The following is a 16,574-nucleotide window of genomic DNA, read 5'->3' as shown; positions in this document are numbered from 1 at the left end:
GCTATAATTAAATACCTAAGTGAAAGGAATTAGTTAAGATGAAATTTAAAAAGACACTCATGGCTTGTGCGCTAGCATTATTCTCAACTCTTACAGTTAGTCACGTTCAAGCAGCAAGTAACTCAGTTCAAAATGTCATTGATGAAACATATGTGCAACCAGATTATGTGCTTGGTTATTCTTTATCGGATGATCAACGCAATCAAACCTTGTCATTGCTTGGTTATGATAGTTCAAAAGACACAAGCGTCAAAACGATTACAACAAGTGCTTATGCTAAGATTATGGATGTTGCTGATGACCCAAGTTTACAATTATACTCATCAGTTAAAATTCAAAAATTGGGATCTTCAGAGACATTAACGGTTAATATTGTCACTCCTGAAAATATCACAAAAGTAACGTCAGATATGTACCGCAACGCTGCAGTAACACTTGGTATCGAACACGCCGCAATCACTGTAGCCTCACCAATCCCTGTAACAGGTGAATCGGCTTTGGCTGGAATTTATTATTCACTTGAAGAAAATGGTGCTAAAGTTTCTGATGAAAGTAAGCAATTAGCACAAGAAGAATTGAATACCTTGTCTACTATCAATGCTGAAAATCAAGGTACAGATGGTTATGACGCTGACAAATTGAACGTTGCTTTAGCTGATATCAAATCAGCAGTAGCAGATGCCGGGTCTAACGTGACAAAAGATGATGTTCGTAAAATCGTTGATGAAACACTTGATAACTATAAATTGAAAGACGTGTTATCAAATAACCAAATCAACATGATTGTTAACTTTGCTTTCAACCTTTCAAAATCAAACATCATTGATAGCAGTAGCTTCAAATCAGCCTTGGCTTCTTTGAAGGACAGTATTGTTTCAAATGCAGGTTCATCATTCAAGGGTATTAACTTGAATTTTGATTCATCAAGCGCTTTAGAATCAGGAAAAGGCTTCTTGGCTAACATCTGGCAAGCTATTGTCAACTTCTTTAAAAACTTGTTTTAATAGTAAGCTGGATTTTTAAAGAGCTTTTGACCCTAACTTATTTATGTTACAATAAAAATACCTCATGTTTTGTGAGGTATTTTTTCGTTTTTATAAAGAAACATGATACTAAGGAGAATAGATGAGAAAATTAAAAGAACCTCCTTTAGCATTAGGTGGCTTAGGATTGAGCTTTTTTTCATTAGGAAACACCTTGGGAGATTATTCAACTCTTTTGCGTTATGTACTAGGTGGTATAGCTTTTGTTTTATATTTACTATTACTAACGGCATTTGTAAAATCTTTTAAGAACTATAGACTTGCACTTAAAAATCCGCTAACAGCCTCAATTTTTCCGACACTCCTAATGCAAGGAATGCTGATGATTGTCTATCAGGATGTCTTTCCAGAATGGTATGGATTTACCGAGGGAGTTTTCCGGACGATTTGGTGGCTGTCTTTTATTGCATTGATTAGTTACATTGTTATCTTTTCAAAAAGATTTCTATGGAATTTTGAGCTAAGTAACGTCTTTCCATCATGGGCAGTTCTATATATAGGAATAGGAATCTCTAGTTTAACTGTTCCCTGGACGGGATACTCTCAACTAGGTAAAACTATCTTTATTTATCTCTTACTTGCTTTAATAGTTCTTTTACCGACGATTTTTCTAAGATTGTGGAAACATGGAATTCCTGACGATGTAAAAGCTAACCTAGCTACACTGTGTGCTCCAGCCTTAGTGGCAGTAGCTTATCTCAATGCTTTTGAAACTATCTATCGCCCATTACTTTTAGGATTGATTATTCTGTCGCAAATGTTATACCTTATCGTTCTTTATTTTGTTCCAGGAATTTTAAAAAGCCCTTTCAATCCAGGGTTTTCAGCTTTAACTTTTCCTTTGATTGTTACGGCAATTGCATTAAAAGGAGCAGTTATTTATTTTGAAGGTTTATATTTTTTGTATGTCATCGAGTTAGTAGTAGCAATCTTAATTTTGATTAGAGTGGTAGCAGGGTATATTAATTATTTTACAGAATAAAGAGAAAAACGTATTTTTTTAAAGAGACCGAGGCTCTAGTTACCGGTCTTTTTTTTGTGTTTCAAAAGATATTTTTCAGTTTTTTCAGAAAATTTACGTAAAAAGGTTGACTTTCTTTAGTTTGAGTTGTAAAATAAATCTTGCACAATTCAGAATTATCTGAAAATTGAAAGTTTATTTAGAAAGAGGTCTGGTTTATGACTGAAAGCACAGAACAACAGTCGACCTGGCGCACTAAACTTAAAGCACTTGGCCCTGGTATTCTAATGGCATCAGCTGCTGTTGGCGGCTCACACATCGTTTCTTCTACACAAGCAGGAGCTATCTATGGATGGCAATTGGCTTTGCTGATTATTTTGATTAACATTTTCAAATATCCATTTTTCCGTTTTGGTTCCCAATACACAATGGAAAATAATAAAAGCTTGATTGAAGGCTATGCTGAAAAAGGTAAAGGTTGGTTAGCTGTTTTCTTCATCTTAAATGTCTTCTCAGCAATCGTTAATACCGCTGGGGTTGGTATTCTTTGCGCAGCAATTTTATATAATGTCTTCCCAAATGGCTTTGGATTGAGCATTTCACAATTGACTACTATCATTATTGTGATTATTTGGGCCATGTTACTGATCGGTGGTTATCGTTTCCTTGATTCGCTTGCGAAATGGGTAATGACTGCCTTGACTTTGGCAACTGTTTTGGCGGTTGTTGTTGCATTATTCAAACACCGTGAATACGCTCCAAACTTTGAAGCTCCAACACCATGGCGCATGGCAGCTTTACCATTTATCGTTTCATTAATGGGGTGGATGCCTTGTCCAATTGAAATCTCAGCCATCAATTCAATGTGGTCAGTTGAAAAACGTAAAACCGTCAATATGTCAGAGAAGGATGCTGTTTTTGATTTTAATATTGGTTACATTGGAACAGCAATCTTAGCACTTATCTTCTGTGCTCTTGGTGCCTTAATTCAATTTGGCTCTGGTGAAGAAGTACAAAGTGCATCAGCAGCTTACATCGCTCAATTCGTTAACATGTACGCTGAAGTACTTGGTGAATGGGCTCGCTTCTTGATTACCCTAATTGCCTTCCTATGTATCTTCGGTACAGTTATCACAGTTATTGATGGGTATTCTCGTGCTAACAACGAATCCCTTCGATTATTACTTGGTAAGGAAGAATCATCTCAAAAAGCTCTTTATGCTTGGATGACTGTGACAGCAGCAGTTGGTCTTATCATTGTTTATCTATTTGCTGGTAATGTGGCAACAATGCTCCGCTTTGCCATGATTGCATCATTCATCACAACACCATTCTTTGGTTACCTTAATTATTCTTTGGTTAATAACAAAGAACATCAAATCAAACCTTGGTTGAAAGTTCTATCAATCATTGGTCTTATTTACCTCTTTGGTTTTGCATTGTTCTTTATCATTGCTTGGCTAACTGGTAATATTTAATACGTTTTTTCATGAAATGAACACTCCCTAAAAAACAAAAAAGAAACAGCACCTTATCTCCCTTGGGTGTTGTTTTGTTGTATATAAATATATTTATGTAAACTAATTGGTGGTTGCCTTTTTAATATTGAATGATCTAATTTAGTGCGTAAAAAAACTCCTTCTAGAATAGAAGGAGTTTTAGAATATCTAACTAAAATTATTTAACAAATGCGTTAATTTCTTTTTCGATGTTAGCAATTTTAGCTTCAGCATCAGCTAAGTCAGAACCAACTGTTGCGAAGTAGAATTTGATTTTTGGTTCTGTACCTGAAGGACGAACAGCAATCCAAGAATCATCAGCAAGAACATATTTTAATACGTTGCTTGGTGGAGTTGTCAATTTTTCAACGCCATTTGCGCTTGTAGCAGTTTGAGCCAAGAAGTCTTCAGTTTTAACAATATCAGTTGAGTTGAATTGAGCAGGAGCGTTGTCACGGAATTTATCCATGATTTTCTTGATTTCTGCAGCACCGTCAACACCGCTAAGTGTTACTGAGATAGTTTTTTCTGCGAAGTATCCGTATTCTTTGTAGATTTCTTCGATACCATCAGCAAGTGTTAAACCACGTGAGCGGTAGTAAGCAGCAATTTCAGCTACGATAAGAACAGCTTGAACGGCATCTTTATCACGTACGAATGGTTTGATAAGGTAACCGAAGCTTTCTTCGAAACCAAACATATAAGTGTGGTTGTGTTTTTCTTCAAATTCTTGAATTTTTTCTGCGATGAATTTGAAACCAGTCAAGACGTTAAACATTTTAGCGCCGTAGCTTTCAGCGATTTTAGTTACCAATTCAGTTGATACGATTGATTTTGCCAAAGCTGCATTTTCTGGAAGAGTTCCAGCTGTTTTATGTGCTTCAAGAATGTATTTAGCAATGATAGCACCGATTTGGTTACCAGAAAGGTTACGGTATGAACCGTCAGCTTGACGAATTTCAACACCAAGACGGTCAGCATCTGGGTCAGTTGCAACAAGAACGTCAGCATCAACTTTGCGTCCAAGTTCTTCAGCAAGAGCAAATGCTTCTTGATTTTCTGGGTTTGGAGATTTTACAGTTGAGAAGTCTGGGTCTGGAACAGCTTGAGCTTCAACAACCTGTACAGATTCAAAACCAGCTTGTGCAAGAGCTCGACGAGCAAGCATTTCACCAGTACCGTGAAGTGGAGTGTAGACAATCTTCATGTCTTTGCCGTATTCATCAATCAATTTTTGGTTGATGTTGACGTCTTTAACTTCTTTAAGGTATTCAGCATCGACATTTTCACCGATAACTTCAATAAGACCAGAAGCTTTGCTTTCTTCAAGATCAGCTAATTCGATGGCAAATGGATCATCGATAGCACGAATGAAGTCAGTCAAGGCATCAGCATCAGCAGGTGGCATTTGTCCACCATCTTCACCATAAACTTTGTAACCATTAAATGGAGCAGGGTTGTGACTTGCAGTAACCATGATACCAGCAAAAGTACCAAGGTGACGAACAGCAAATGACAATTCTGGAGTTGGGCGAAGTGATTCGAAAACATATGCTTTAATGCCATGTTTTGCTAAAACTTGAGCAGATTCGAAAGCAAATTCAGGTGAGAAATGACGTGAGTCGTAGGCGATAGCAACACCACGTTTTTTAACATCTTCACCTTTTGTTTCGATAAGTTTTGCAAGACCTTCAGTAGCTTGGCGAACAACGTAAACGTTGATACGGTTAGTACCAGCGCCGATAACACCACGCATACCTGCTGTACCAAACTCAAGGTTTGTGTAGAAAGCATCTTCTTTTGTCTTTTCGTCCATGGCTAACAATTCTTCACGGAGATAATCGGGAAGCTCCGCAAAATCGAGCCATTTTTGATAGTTTTCAGTGTAAGTCATTAATGGAACTCCTTTATATGTTCTTATAAACGCTTTCATTATACCACTTTGTAAATCATTTAGCTAGTAAAAATTTAATTTTAGTGAAAATATTGTTAAATCAAGCTTTTTGAGTACTTTGGTCTAGTTACGCAAACGTTTGTGTAAGGTAAAAATTAACCAATTTTTTTAACTTCATGTGACTAAAAAAACCACGGTTTTCCCGTGATTTTCATTATTTATGCTCTGATTTTCTGTAATTTTGGAACAATTGCAAGCGTTAAAATAGCTGAAATAATCATCTCTGCAATCGCATTTGTACCAAAGACAACTGCAAGTAGTGCTTTGATATCTCCACTATACACATTTGCAAAGAGGAAGAAAATACCACCCAAAACAAAGATTGTATTTGTCATAGAACCAATAGCACCAGCGACAATGATACCAAATCTATTATGAAGCCATTTATAAACAAAATATGGTGTGATACCAATCAGAATACGAGGTACCATGGCAACAATTAATGAAGAAAGATTACCATTTTCAACAAATGGAGAGAAGAGGTAACTTGTTGGTAGAAGAGTCAAAGTGTTCACTGTTACACTGATAACTCCCATTAAAGCACCAAGCGTAGCACCGATTCGTGGTCCGTAAACAATAGATGCAATGATTACTGGAACGTGAATAAGTGTCGGCTTGATTGGCACAGGCCAAAGGTTAAAGACAAGGCTTGTTAAGAAATTAATAACAAGCATGATAGCAAAGAAAATTGCAACTGTGGCAATATTACTTGCTGCTTTACTGTTTTTCATAACTCCTCCTAAGAGATGACTTTTTTGGCTTCTCTTTTGAAAGCCCAATACATTATACAAATTTACAGGTGTCTTGACAAGGGTAAAATTATAGACGTTTTTCAATATACTCGATAATTGTGTCAAGTTCAGCCAGCGCACCGCGACCAAGATCTCCACAAGCTAAAAGGCTTGAACGTGGCTCAATTTCCTCATAACCGACCTCTTTTAAGATCGATAAATTACGCTGCGTTAAGGGATTTTCATACATTTTTGTGTTCATGGCTGGCGCAATTAATTTAGGTGTTTCAGCTGGCAAAGCAAGAGCAGTAGCTGTAACCATATTATCAGCTAAACCGTGCGCTAATTTTGCTAAAGTATTAGCAGAAGCAGGGGCAAGGATAAATAAATCAGCTTTTTTAGCTAATTCGATATGATTAACGCTCTTAGGATCCTCTTCGGTCATAACATCAAGATGAACAGTATTTTTTGACAAGACCTGAAGCGTCAGTGGCGTGATAAAATCAGTAGCAGCCTTGGTCATTAAAACATGAACATCATAGCCAAGTTTGGTTAATCGATTAGTTAAATCAGCTGCTTTATAGGCAGAAATACTACCAGAAACAGCTAATAAAATACTTTTAGACATGATTTGTCACCCTTTCAAAAATCAAGTTTGCAATAGCTTTTTTAGTATCTGCTTCATAGACATGAGACTCATCTAGCAAATAAGCATGGTGCTTGTCTCCCTTAATCTCTGTTAAATCATTAGCAAGGATATAGCGGGCTTTATTTTTTTGTAAACTTTCACGCGCAACAGCAAAAAGCTCGTCTTTGCTGACATTAACCAACAATTTAAAGCCAATTAGGCAGATATCAGGATTCCAAGTTTTCACTAAAGAAATCACTTTTGGCGTTTTCTTCAAAAAAAGCACTTGGTAGTCTTCCTTAGAAGAAATCTTAGATTCCGTATTTTGACGTTTTAACAAATCAGAAACATGCTCAGCCTGTTCAACTTCATTAAGATCTGTCATATAAACAGGTGTGTAGTCAGATACTGCCATGCTATGAATAAAGACGTCGTGCGTTTTGACAAGTGGTTCAAGTGTTTTTAGCAAACTATCAACATTCGTAATGATCTGCACAGTTAAAAGAGGGTGATCCTTTGGTTTAACAGCTTCTTTAGTTGTAACCAAAGTTACCTGATACCCTTTTTCTAAAAAAGCTTCAGCGATATATTTTCCTAAAGTTCCTGTAGCATGGTTAGTAATGCCACGCACAGAATCTATCTTCTCGGTTGTTCCACCGGATGTTATTAAAATTTTCATAGCCTTATTTTACACAAAAACATTTTTTTCGTAAATTGTTTGACACACTTTTAATTTAGAAAGTGCCTATTTTTCACAAATATTTACCTAAAAACGAACAATAACAACCTTTTCTCCTGAGAAGTTTGAAGAATGAAACAATTGATTTCAATGGTTTTCAAAACGAACAATCTCTAATGAATTCTGTTATTTCAAGGATTTTGAAAATGTTCTTTGTTATAACGAATAACTATAACTATTGATAAAAAAAGTTGTTTAATAACACTGAAACACGAACAATAATAATTATTTTAATAAATATCGTGCGTTTTTAAAAAAGTGTGTTATAATGTTTTTATCAATCAAAAAATATCAGAGGAGAGTCCCCGTGAAATCAGATATCGAAATTGCACAAAGCGTTGAGCTTAAACCAATTACAGAAGTTGTTGAAAAAGTTGGTATCACATTTGATGATATTGAACTCTATGGTAAATATAAAGCAAAATTATCATTTGATAAAATCAAATCTGTTCAAGAAAATAAACCAGGTAAACTTGTCCTTGTCACAGCTATCAACCCAACACCAGCTGGTGAAGGAAAATCAACAATGTCTATCGGTCTTGCTGATGCGTTGAATAAGATCGGCAAAAAAACAATGCTTGCTTTGCGTGAACCTTCACTTGGTCCTGTTATGGGAATCAAAGGTGGTGCTGCTGGTGGTGGTTATGCGCAAGTTCTTCCAATGGAAGATATCAACCTTCACTTCACAGGTGATATGCATGCTATCACAACTGCAAATAATGCCCTTTCAGCAATTATCGATAACCACATGCACCAAGGAAACGAATTAGGTATCGACCAACGTCGTATCATTTGGAAACGCGTTGTCGACCTTAATGACCGCGCTCTTCGTCATGTCACTGTTGGTCTTGGTAGCCCAGTTAATGGTATTCCTCGCGAAGATGGTTTTGATATCACAGTTGCTTCAGAAATCATGGCTATCTTGTGTTTGGCAACAGATATCAAAGACTTGAAAGAACGTTTGGCAAATATCGTGGTTGCTTACCGTTACGACCGTACACCAGTTTACGTGCGTGACCTTAAAGTAGAAGGTGCTTTGACACTTATCCTTAAAGATGCTATCAAACCAAACCTTGTTCAAACTATCTATGGAACACCAGCCTTTGTTCACGGTGGACCATTTGCCAATATCGCACACGGTTGTAACTCTGTTCTTGCAACAACAACAGCTCTTCACTTAGCAGATTACACAATTACAGAAGCTGGTTTTGGTGCTGACCTTGGTGCTGAAAAATTCCTTGATATTAAAACACCAAATCTTCCAACAACACCAGATGCTGTGGTTATCGTCGCTACAATTCGCGCCCTTAAAATGCATGGTGGCGTAGCTAAAACAGATCTTGGTGAAGAAAATGTCGAAGCTGTTCGTGCTGGATTTGCTAACCTTAAACGTCACGTTGAAAACGTCCGTAAATTTGATGTTCCAGCAGTTGTTGCCATTAATGAATTTGTAGCGGACACAGAAGCTGAAATTGCTGCCCTCAAAGAACTTTGTGCTGCAATCGATGTACCAGTTGAACTTGCAAGTGTTTGGGCAAACGGTGCTGACGGTGGGGTTGACCTTGCTAAAGCCGTTGTTAATGCCGTTGAAAATGGTAATGCCAACTACAAACGTCTTTACTCTGATGACGATTCACTTGAAGAAAAAGTCACTAAAATCGTTACTGAAATCTACGGCGGTAACAAAGTTATCTTCGGCAAAAAAGCTAAAAACCAATTGAAACAATTTGCTCAATTTGGTTGGGACAAATTGCCAGTATGTATGGCTAAAACACAATATAGCTTCTCTGACAATCCAACACTTCTTGGAGCACCAGAAGGCTTTGATATCACAATTCGTGAATTTGTTCCAAAAACTGGTGCTGGATTCATCGTTGCTTTGACTGGTGATGTGATGACAATGCCAGGACTTCCTAAAAAACCAGCAGCGCTTAACATGGACGTTGCTGAAGATGGAACAGCTATCGGATTGTTCTAATAAACTTACCACTAAAAGGTCGGCTTTTGCCGGCTTTTTCTATTTTTCCAGAAAAAAGCAGCCAGTAAAATATGATATAATAGAAGTAAATGAAGAAAAAATGATGTGGAGGTTATGATTATCGACAATAAAAGCACTAATAAAATCAAAGCATTACGCTTATTAGATAAAAGCCGACGCAGTTTTCTTCGAGGAATTTTTAGTCGGACAACTGTCATTTCTATCCTGTTGATCTTGCAACTTTTGTTCATCATTGCATCATTTGCTTGGCTAGATCACTATCGTATTTGGGTCGCTATGATTGAACGTGCTCTTGCCATTGCAACTGTATTATATCTTGTAAACAGTGAAATGGACGCTCTATCACGTGTGACTTGGCTTATTCTGGTAATGATTGCCCCTTTGTTAGGGTCACTTTTTCTCATTTATACCAAGCTTGATTGGGGTTATCGCGGTCTCAAACTTCGAATGAACCATTTGGTTGATGCTAGCAGCCAATATTTGCAAGATAATTTGGAAACATTGAGAGTTTTGAAAAGTAATACGTCGACGACCTATCATTTGGTTCAGTATTTTGACCGTAGTCGCGGTGACTTTCCAGCTTATCAAAATACCGAAGTGACTTATTTCCCAAGTGGAGAAAAGTTTTTCGAAGAACTAAAAAAACAATTGCTCAAGGCTGAAGAATACATTTTCATGGAATTTTTCATCATTGCAGAAGGTAAGATGTGGGGTGAAATTCTACGAATTCTAGAGCAAAAAGTCAGGGAAGGAGTGGAAGTTCGTGTCCTCTACGATGGCATGATTGAATTTTCAACCTTATCTTTTGATTACACACAACGCTTAGAGAAAATTGGTATCAAAGCCAAAGCTTTTTCACCAATTTCACCTTTTATCTCAACTTATTACAATTACCGTGATCACCGAAAGATCATTGTGATTGATGGTAAAGTAGGTTTCACAGGCGGAGTGAACTTAGCTGACGAGTATATTAACAAAATCAATCGTTTTGGTCATTGGAAAGACACTGCTCTGATGCTTGAGGGTGAGGCAGTTGACAGTTTTTTAGTACTGTTCTTACAAATGTGGTCAATCACTGAAAGACAAATGGTTGTCAAACCTTACCTTGCTAAGCATGATAAAAAACGAAAAGCAAATGGTTATGTTATTCCATATGGTGATTCGCCACTTGATACCGATAAAATTGGTGAGAATGTTTATATTGATATTCTTAACCACGCCAGAGAATACGTCTACATCATGACACCTTATCTCATTCTTGATAGTGAAATGGAGCACGCGCTTTGTTTTGCCGCGGAACGTGGTGTAGATGTGCGAATTATCATGCCTGGAATTCCAGATAAAAAAGTTCCTTATATGCTGGCAAAAACTTACTTTAGCAAACTCATGCGCTCAGGTGTTAAAATCTATCTCTACACACCAGGATTTGTCCATTCTAAAGTCTTTATCAGCGATGACAGCAAAGCAGTAGTCGGAACGATTAACCTTGACTATCGTAGTTTATATCACCATTTTGAATGTGCAACTTATATGTATAAAGTTGATGCTATTCGAGATATTTATGATGATTGCATTCAAACTATGCGAAAAAGTAAACGCGTCACTCAAGAGACGCTTGATAGTCGACCAACCCATGAAAAACTCATTGGATTACTGGTCAAAACCATCGCACCCTTGATGTAGAAACAAAGTATTTGCAAATCTTGCCTTCTATGGTATACTAGGAACATGCGATGAGCCGAATTAACTCGATTTGAGAGTTTATTTGCGCAAGAGAGGAGGTCATTCTAGTTTGACTAGAAACGCAGGAGCGGACTTTGGCAATCTGTGTGAACCTTTTTGCCACATTCATTTTTGAATGCCTCATATCCCTACCAATTTGGTGGGGATTTTTTTGTTGTCAAAAAATTTTTAAAATTAAATAAAATTCAGACTTTTCTTTTGAGTTAAAAAATTGTATAATGTAGCTACTATAAATTTTTAGAAAATTGAGAATAGTATACTATTTTCCAGGAAGAGGTATTGAAATGGGCTATACAGTCGCTGTCGTTGGTGCCACAGGTGCCGTTGGAACTCGCATGATTCAACAATTAGAACAATCAACACTCCCTATTGACAAAGTACGTCTTTTGTCATCTTCACGTTCTGCTGGGAAAGTTTTGAAGTATAAGGGGCAAGATGTTACTGTTGAATTAACAACTGAAGATTCATTTGAAGGCGTTGATATTGCTCTTTTCTCTGCAGGTGGTTCTGTTTCTGCAAAATTCGCTCCATACGCTGTTAAAGCAGGAGCAGTTGTTGTCGATAACACATCTTATTTCCGTCAAAATCCAGATGTGCCACTTGTCGTACCTGAAGTCAATGCTCACGCTTTAGATGCTCACAATGGTATCATTGCTTGTCCAAACTGTTCAACTATCCAAATGATGGTTGCTTTGGAACCCGTTCGTCAAAAATGGGGTTTGAGCCGTATCATCGTCTCTACTTACCAAGCCGTTTCTGGTGCTGGTCAATCAGCTATCAATGAAACACTTCGTGAAATCAAAGAAGTTGTTAATGATGGTGTTGAACCAAAAGACGTTCACGCTGACATCTTGCCATGTGGTGGTGATAAAAAACACTTCCCAATCGCATTTAACGCACTTGCACAAATCGATGTCTTCACCGATAATGACTACACTTACGAAGAAATGAAAATGACAAACGAAACTAAGAAAATCATGGAAGAACCAGATCTTCCTGTTTCAGCAACATGTGTTCGTGTGCCAGTTCTTTTCTCACACTCTGAAGCAGTTTACATCGAAACAAAAGAAGTTGCTCCAATCGAAGAAGTGAAAGCAGCTATTGCTGGATTCCCAGGCGCTGTCCTTGAAGATGATGTTGCTAACCAAGTTTACCCACAAGCTGCTAACGCTGTGGGCAAACGCGAAACATTTGTTGGACGTATCCGTAAAGACCTTGATGTTGAAAATGGTATTCATATGTGGGTTGTTTCAGACAACCTTCTTAAAGGTGCCGCTTGGAACTCAGTCCAAATTGCTGAAACACTTCACGAACGCGGACTTGTCCACCCAACTAAAGAGCTTAAATTCGAACTAAAATAACAACTCAAACCAGTTTCTTTTAGAAGCTGGTCTTTGAGCATTTTTAATCAAACAGGTATAAATTCTTAGACAAAGAGGGAGAGTATTATGTCTATTGAAGATTTAAGAGATGTTAAAATCATCACCGCGATGATTACCCCATTTAACGAAGACGGTTCAATTAACTTTGACGCGCTACCAAAATTAATTGAACATTTGCTTGCACATCACACAGATGCTCTTTTGCTTGCTGGAACAACTGCTGAAAGTCCAACTTTGACACACGATGAAGAATTGGAACTTTTTGCTGCAGTGCAAAAGATTGTTAAAGGTCGTGTGCCATTAATTGCTGGTGTTGGTACCAATGATACCCGCGATTCTATCGAATTTGCGCGTGAAGTTGCTGCATTTGGTGGTTTCGCTGCTGGTCTTGCCATCGTTCCATACTACAACAAACCATCACAGGAAGGCATGTATCAACACTTTAAAGCTATTGCTGATGCTAGTGACCTTCCAATCATTATTTATAACATACCTGGACGTGTTGTTGTTGAAATGACGCCAGAAACAATGTTACGTTTGGCAGAGCACCCAAATATCATCGGTGTTAAAGAATGTACGAGTCTTGCTAACATGGCTTATCTTATCGAACACAAACCAGATAATTTCTTGATTTATACTGGTGAAGATGGTGATGCTTTCCACGCTATGAATTTAGGTGCTGATGGGGTAATTTCTGTTGCTTCTCATGTTAACGGTGATGAAATGCACGAAATGCTAACAGCTATCGAAAACAGCGATATCAAGAAAGCTGCAGCTATCCAACGTCAATTCATTCCAAAAGTTAATGCTTTATTCTCATATCCAAGTCCAGCACCAGTTAAAGCCGTGCTTAATTATCTTGGATTTGAAACTGGACCATTACGTTTGCCTTTGGTTTGCTGTCCACCAGAAGATGCTAAACGTATCATCGATGTTGTTATCGATGGAGATGTGGAAGCAACAAAAGAAACCGTCAAAGGTGTTTTGCGTCCTGATTATTAATTTTCCTATTAACGATATAAAAAGCCAGAGATTCTGTTTCTCTGGCTTTTTATTTTATCGCTCACTTATCATTCTTAAAATGCTGAAAATATCCTGATTATTTGAAAGCTTAATGAATCGTTTTTCTGTCAAAGAAAGGTAGTTATCCTCCAGATAGTTGATTTTATCAGTGAATTTTAGGTCACCTAAGTGTTGGTCCTTAGGAAGTTCAAGTACCAATCCTTGAAGAGAGCTGCTGAAATGCTGAAGCCTTGGAAAGTCAGCAAGAACGATATCAATTTTCTGCCTTTGTTTTTGAAAAACTTGCTTGAGGTAATTCAGATTTTTTTCAAACAAACCGCTATCCAGATAAAGCGATAGCGCTTTTTGCATGATAAGGTTGGTATCATAGTCAATCATTTTCTTATGGTCAAGAAAAGCTTTTGTTAAAGCTGGTGGCAAGATAATGGTCCCCAAACGCAAAGCAGGAAAAATGGTCATTGAAAAGGACTTAAGGTAAATAACGTGACCAGAAGTGTCGTAATAATGGAGAGGCAAATCCGTTGATTTTGCAAAATCTCCCATGTAATCATCCTCGATGATGTAGACATCGTAGCGTTCAGCCAATTCAACAATCCTTTGCTTTTCACTGGTCGAATATGATAAACCAAGGGGATTTGAAAAGCGTGAAATAGTGTAGAAAAACTTGATATCACCATTCTTAAACAATTCTTCTAGCCTTGCTAAATCAATGCCTTCAAAATCACGTTCAATGGTCTGATAAGGTAGTTTTAGAGAAGTAACCAAATCATTCATTCGATGATAAGTTGGCTGTTCCAAAAGAATTGTCTTCTTGTGATTTGGAAAAGTCACCTGCGAAAGGATGTAAAGGGCTTGTTGGGTCCCTGAAGTAACTAGAATGTCTTCTTTTTTTGCGTAAATAGCGCTCTTTTCAAGATAATCTTGCAAGGAATCGATTAATTCTTGTAATCCTTCTTGCTGATAGAAGTAGTTAAAGAGGTAATTCTCACGATTCACAAGGGTTTCTGTTAGGCACGTTGTAAAGTCTTCATAAGCCATGTTGTTGTAGTCAGATAAACTGAGATTCAGCGGTGTCTCCTTTTGGCTTTTTCCTTCAAGGACATAATAACCACTTTTTTCAACAGCATAAATGTAGTTTTTAAACTTTAATTCTAGCAAAGCCCGTTGAACAGTGTCTTTACTGCAGTGGAATTTTTGGCTTAGACGGCGAATGGAAGGAATACGTTCACCTTTTTGCAATTTGCCATTTTCAATTTGGTCGATGATAGTTGTTATGATTTCTTGGTATTTACTAGTCATAATCTGTCCCCATACAGTTTCTTATGATACCTATTGTATAATAAATTGAATTTTCTTACAATATTTCTAAACTCTTAATTTAAAACCTTTTCAAGTTATTGAATGTGGTTTTGAGGCGAGATTAGAAAGTCATTTATTATGAATCAAATTACACGTTCTGTGATTGTTGCCAACGATGTTGTTGGGGTTGGAAAAGTGGCGCTATCCAGTGCTTTGCCCGTTTTATCAACTTGTCAAATCGAAGTTATTCCTATGCCGACAGTTTTGCTATCATCTCATACGGGGGGATTTGATAAGATTGCTATTACAGATTTAACTCAAGCAACACAAGGTTTCATCAAGCAATGGGAGACGCTTGATTTCCCATGTCATGGTCTAATTACAGGGTATTTTAAGAATCAAATACAGTTAGAAGACTTAGCTAAATTTGCTAGTGAGCATAAGCTGCCACGCTTTGTTGATCCTATTATGGCTGATAAGGGTCGTCTGTATGCTGGATATGAGCAAGATTTTGTGCTAGCTATGCGAGAATTTTGTAAAAATGCCAATGTGATCACGCCAAATTTAACCGAAGCTTGTCTTTTAGCTGATTGTCCTTATCTTGGCGAGACTTATACAAAAACTGATATCGAGCAACTCTGCGAGCGTTTATCTCATCTTCATAATAAACACATCATCTTAACCGGAGTTTCTTTTGAAGCTGATAATGTTGGATTAGCGCATTATGATAGCGAGAGTGGAGAAATCACTTATCATTTTTCGAAAGCCTATCCATATCATTTCTTTGGAACAGGGGATTTAGTAACGGCAGTTCTTGGGGCTGGCTATTTTCACGGCTTAAGTCTAGATGATGTTGCAAAAGTAGCTCTAAACTTTATCGATAAGACCTTACAAAGGACTTTGTCATTAAAGCGAGATTTGCGTTTTGGCTTGTCGTATGAACCTTATTTGCCAGACTTAGCTTTACAAATCAAACAATTAATGGAGGAAAAAGCATGAAAAATCTTACCACACGTCAACTTGTTGAACTTAGTTTTTATTCAGCATTAATCTTTATCAGTGTTCAGTTTTTACGTATTCCGCTCGGTGCTCAGTTTGTTCATTTTGGCAATGCCTTGGTTGTAGTAGCGGTTCTACTATTTGGCTCAAGAATTGCAGCACTTGTTGCATCTATCGGGCTAGGCTTGTTCGATGTGCTTAATGGCTATGCTGCGGAAGTTTGGATTACGATTTTAGAATCATTGATTGTTTGTTTAGTTCTTCATTTTGTTTTTGAAAAACTGTTGCATTCTGATACTAAAACACGCAATGTGATCATTGTTGGGGTCGTAGCTGCCATTACAAAAATCATTAGTAACCTTGTTAAATATACTTTGATTAATAGTCTTGTGGGTGGTCTTCATTTGCAAGTAGCCTTTTTGACAGCTTTGGTTAAAATTGGTGGGACATTTGGTTCAGCGCTTGTCACAATTATTTCTGTGCCAATTTTATACCCAATCTTAAAACAATTCTTCATTCCAGAAAAAAGCCATGCTAAAGCGATTTCTGAATAAATCACAAAAGCCTTTTAAAA

14 protein-coding genes are annotated in these 16,574 nt (G+C 37.3%); 9 read left to right on the top strand and 5 right to left on the bottom strand.

Going from position 1 to position 16,574, the window contains the following annotated elements:
* Positions 1-38 precede the first annotated feature (38 nt).
* The 3 genes from GPZ88_RS09120 to GPZ88_RS09110 all read left to right on the top strand — a co-directional run bounded on the left by GPZ88_RS09120 (position 39) and on the right by GPZ88_RS09110 (position 3,482).
* Positions 39-1,004, top strand: a complete 966-nt coding sequence (locus tag GPZ88_RS09120; RefSeq protein WP_166044190.1) for a DUF1002 domain-containing protein — start codon at positions 39-41, stop codon at positions 1,002-1,004.
* 121 nt (positions 1,005-1,125) lie between these two features.
* On the top strand, positions 1,126-2,025 hold the full coding sequence (locus tag GPZ88_RS09115) for a TDT family transporter (RefSeq protein WP_166044188.1): 900 nt from the start codon (positions 1,126-1,128) through the stop codon (positions 2,023-2,025).
* Between the two features lie 197 nt (positions 2,026-2,222).
* Positions 2,223-3,482, top strand: a complete 1,260-nt coding sequence (locus GPZ88_RS09110) for an NRAMP family divalent metal transporter (RefSeq protein ID WP_074601968.1) — start codon at positions 2,223-2,225, stop codon at positions 3,480-3,482.
* 199 nt (positions 3,483-3,681) lie between these two features.
* Here the strand turns inward: GPZ88_RS09110 and GPZ88_RS09105 are convergent, their stop codons facing one another.
* From GPZ88_RS09105 to GPZ88_RS09090, 4 genes are all read right to left on the bottom strand, one after another.
* The gene (locus GPZ88_RS09105; RefSeq protein WP_166044186.1) at positions 3,682-5,397 is read right to left on the bottom strand and encodes a phospho-sugar mutase; all 1,716 of its coding nucleotides are present in this window, start codon (positions 5,395-5,397) and stop codon (positions 3,682-3,684) included.
* Between the two features lie 218 nt (positions 5,398-5,615).
* Positions 5,616-6,188, bottom strand: coding sequence for an ECF transporter S component (locus GPZ88_RS09100; RefSeq protein WP_014334774.1), 573 nt, complete (start codon positions 6,186-6,188; stop codon positions 5,616-5,618).
* Between the two features lie 88 nt (positions 6,189-6,276).
* Positions 6,277-6,816 (bottom strand): phosphopantothenoylcysteine decarboxylase, encoded by a 540-nt coding sequence (coaC, locus tag GPZ88_RS09095; RefSeq protein ID WP_166044184.1) that lies wholly within the window; start codon positions 6,814-6,816, stop codon positions 6,277-6,279.
* Positions 6,809-7,495, bottom strand: coding sequence for a phosphopantothenate--cysteine ligase (locus GPZ88_RS09090; RefSeq protein WP_166044182.1), 687 nt, complete (start codon positions 7,493-7,495; stop codon positions 6,809-6,811). The genes coaC and GPZ88_RS09090 overlap by 8 nt, the downstream gene beginning before the upstream one ends.
* Positions 7,496-7,862: 367 nt before the next feature.
* Between GPZ88_RS09090 and GPZ88_RS09085 the strand changes: the two genes are divergently transcribed.
* The 4 genes from GPZ88_RS09085 to dapA all read left to right on the top strand — a co-directional run bounded on the left by GPZ88_RS09085 (position 7,863) and on the right by dapA (position 13,681).
* Complete coding sequence (locus GPZ88_RS09085) at positions 7,863-9,533, top strand: formate--tetrahydrofolate ligase (protein WP_166044180.1); 1,671 nt, start codon at positions 7,863-7,865, stop codon at positions 9,531-9,533.
* Between the two features lie 114 nt (positions 9,534-9,647).
* Positions 9,648-11,237, top strand: coding sequence for a cardiolipin synthase (cls, locus tag GPZ88_RS09080; protein ID WP_166044178.1), 1,590 nt, complete (start codon positions 9,648-9,650; stop codon positions 11,235-11,237).
* Between the two features lie 344 nt (positions 11,238-11,581).
* Positions 11,582-12,658: an aspartate-semialdehyde dehydrogenase gene (locus tag GPZ88_RS09075; protein WP_006532177.1), complete on the top strand. Its 1,077-nt coding sequence runs from the start codon at positions 11,582-11,584 to the stop codon at positions 12,656-12,658.
* A gap of 87 nt (positions 12,659-12,745) precedes the next feature.
* The gene (gene dapA / locus GPZ88_RS09070; RefSeq protein ID WP_014334769.1) at positions 12,746-13,681 is read left to right on the top strand and encodes a 4-hydroxy-tetrahydrodipicolinate synthase; all 936 of its coding nucleotides are present in this window, start codon (positions 12,746-12,748) and stop codon (positions 13,679-13,681) included.
* A 54-nt stretch (positions 13,682-13,735) separates the two neighbouring features.
* Here dapA and GPZ88_RS09065 read toward each other — a convergent pair whose 3' ends face one another.
* A complete protein-coding gene (locus GPZ88_RS09065; protein ID WP_166044176.1) occupies positions 13,736-15,001 on the bottom strand; it encodes an aminotransferase-like domain-containing protein in 1,266 nt (421 codons plus the stop codon).
* Between the two features lie 138 nt (positions 15,002-15,139).
* Between GPZ88_RS09065 and GPZ88_RS09060 the strand changes: the two genes are divergently transcribed.
* Entirely contained in the window at positions 15,140-16,000 is an 861-nt protein-coding gene (locus GPZ88_RS09060) for a pyridoxamine kinase (RefSeq protein WP_166044174.1), read from the top strand.
* On the top strand, positions 15,997-16,554 hold the full coding sequence (locus GPZ88_RS09055) for an ECF transporter S component (protein ID WP_074560163.1): 558 nt from the start codon (positions 15,997-15,999) through the stop codon (positions 16,552-16,554). The genes GPZ88_RS09060 and GPZ88_RS09055 overlap by 4 nt, the downstream gene beginning before the upstream one ends.
* The last annotated feature ends 20 nt before the right edge of the window (positions 16,555-16,574 follow it).

It is taken from the genome of Streptococcus ruminicola (genome assembly GCF_011387195.1).
GTDB lineage: Bacteria > Bacillota > Bacilli > Lactobacillales > Streptococcaceae > Streptococcus > Streptococcus ruminicola.
This window is presented reverse-complemented; position numbering and strand designations above follow the sequence as displayed.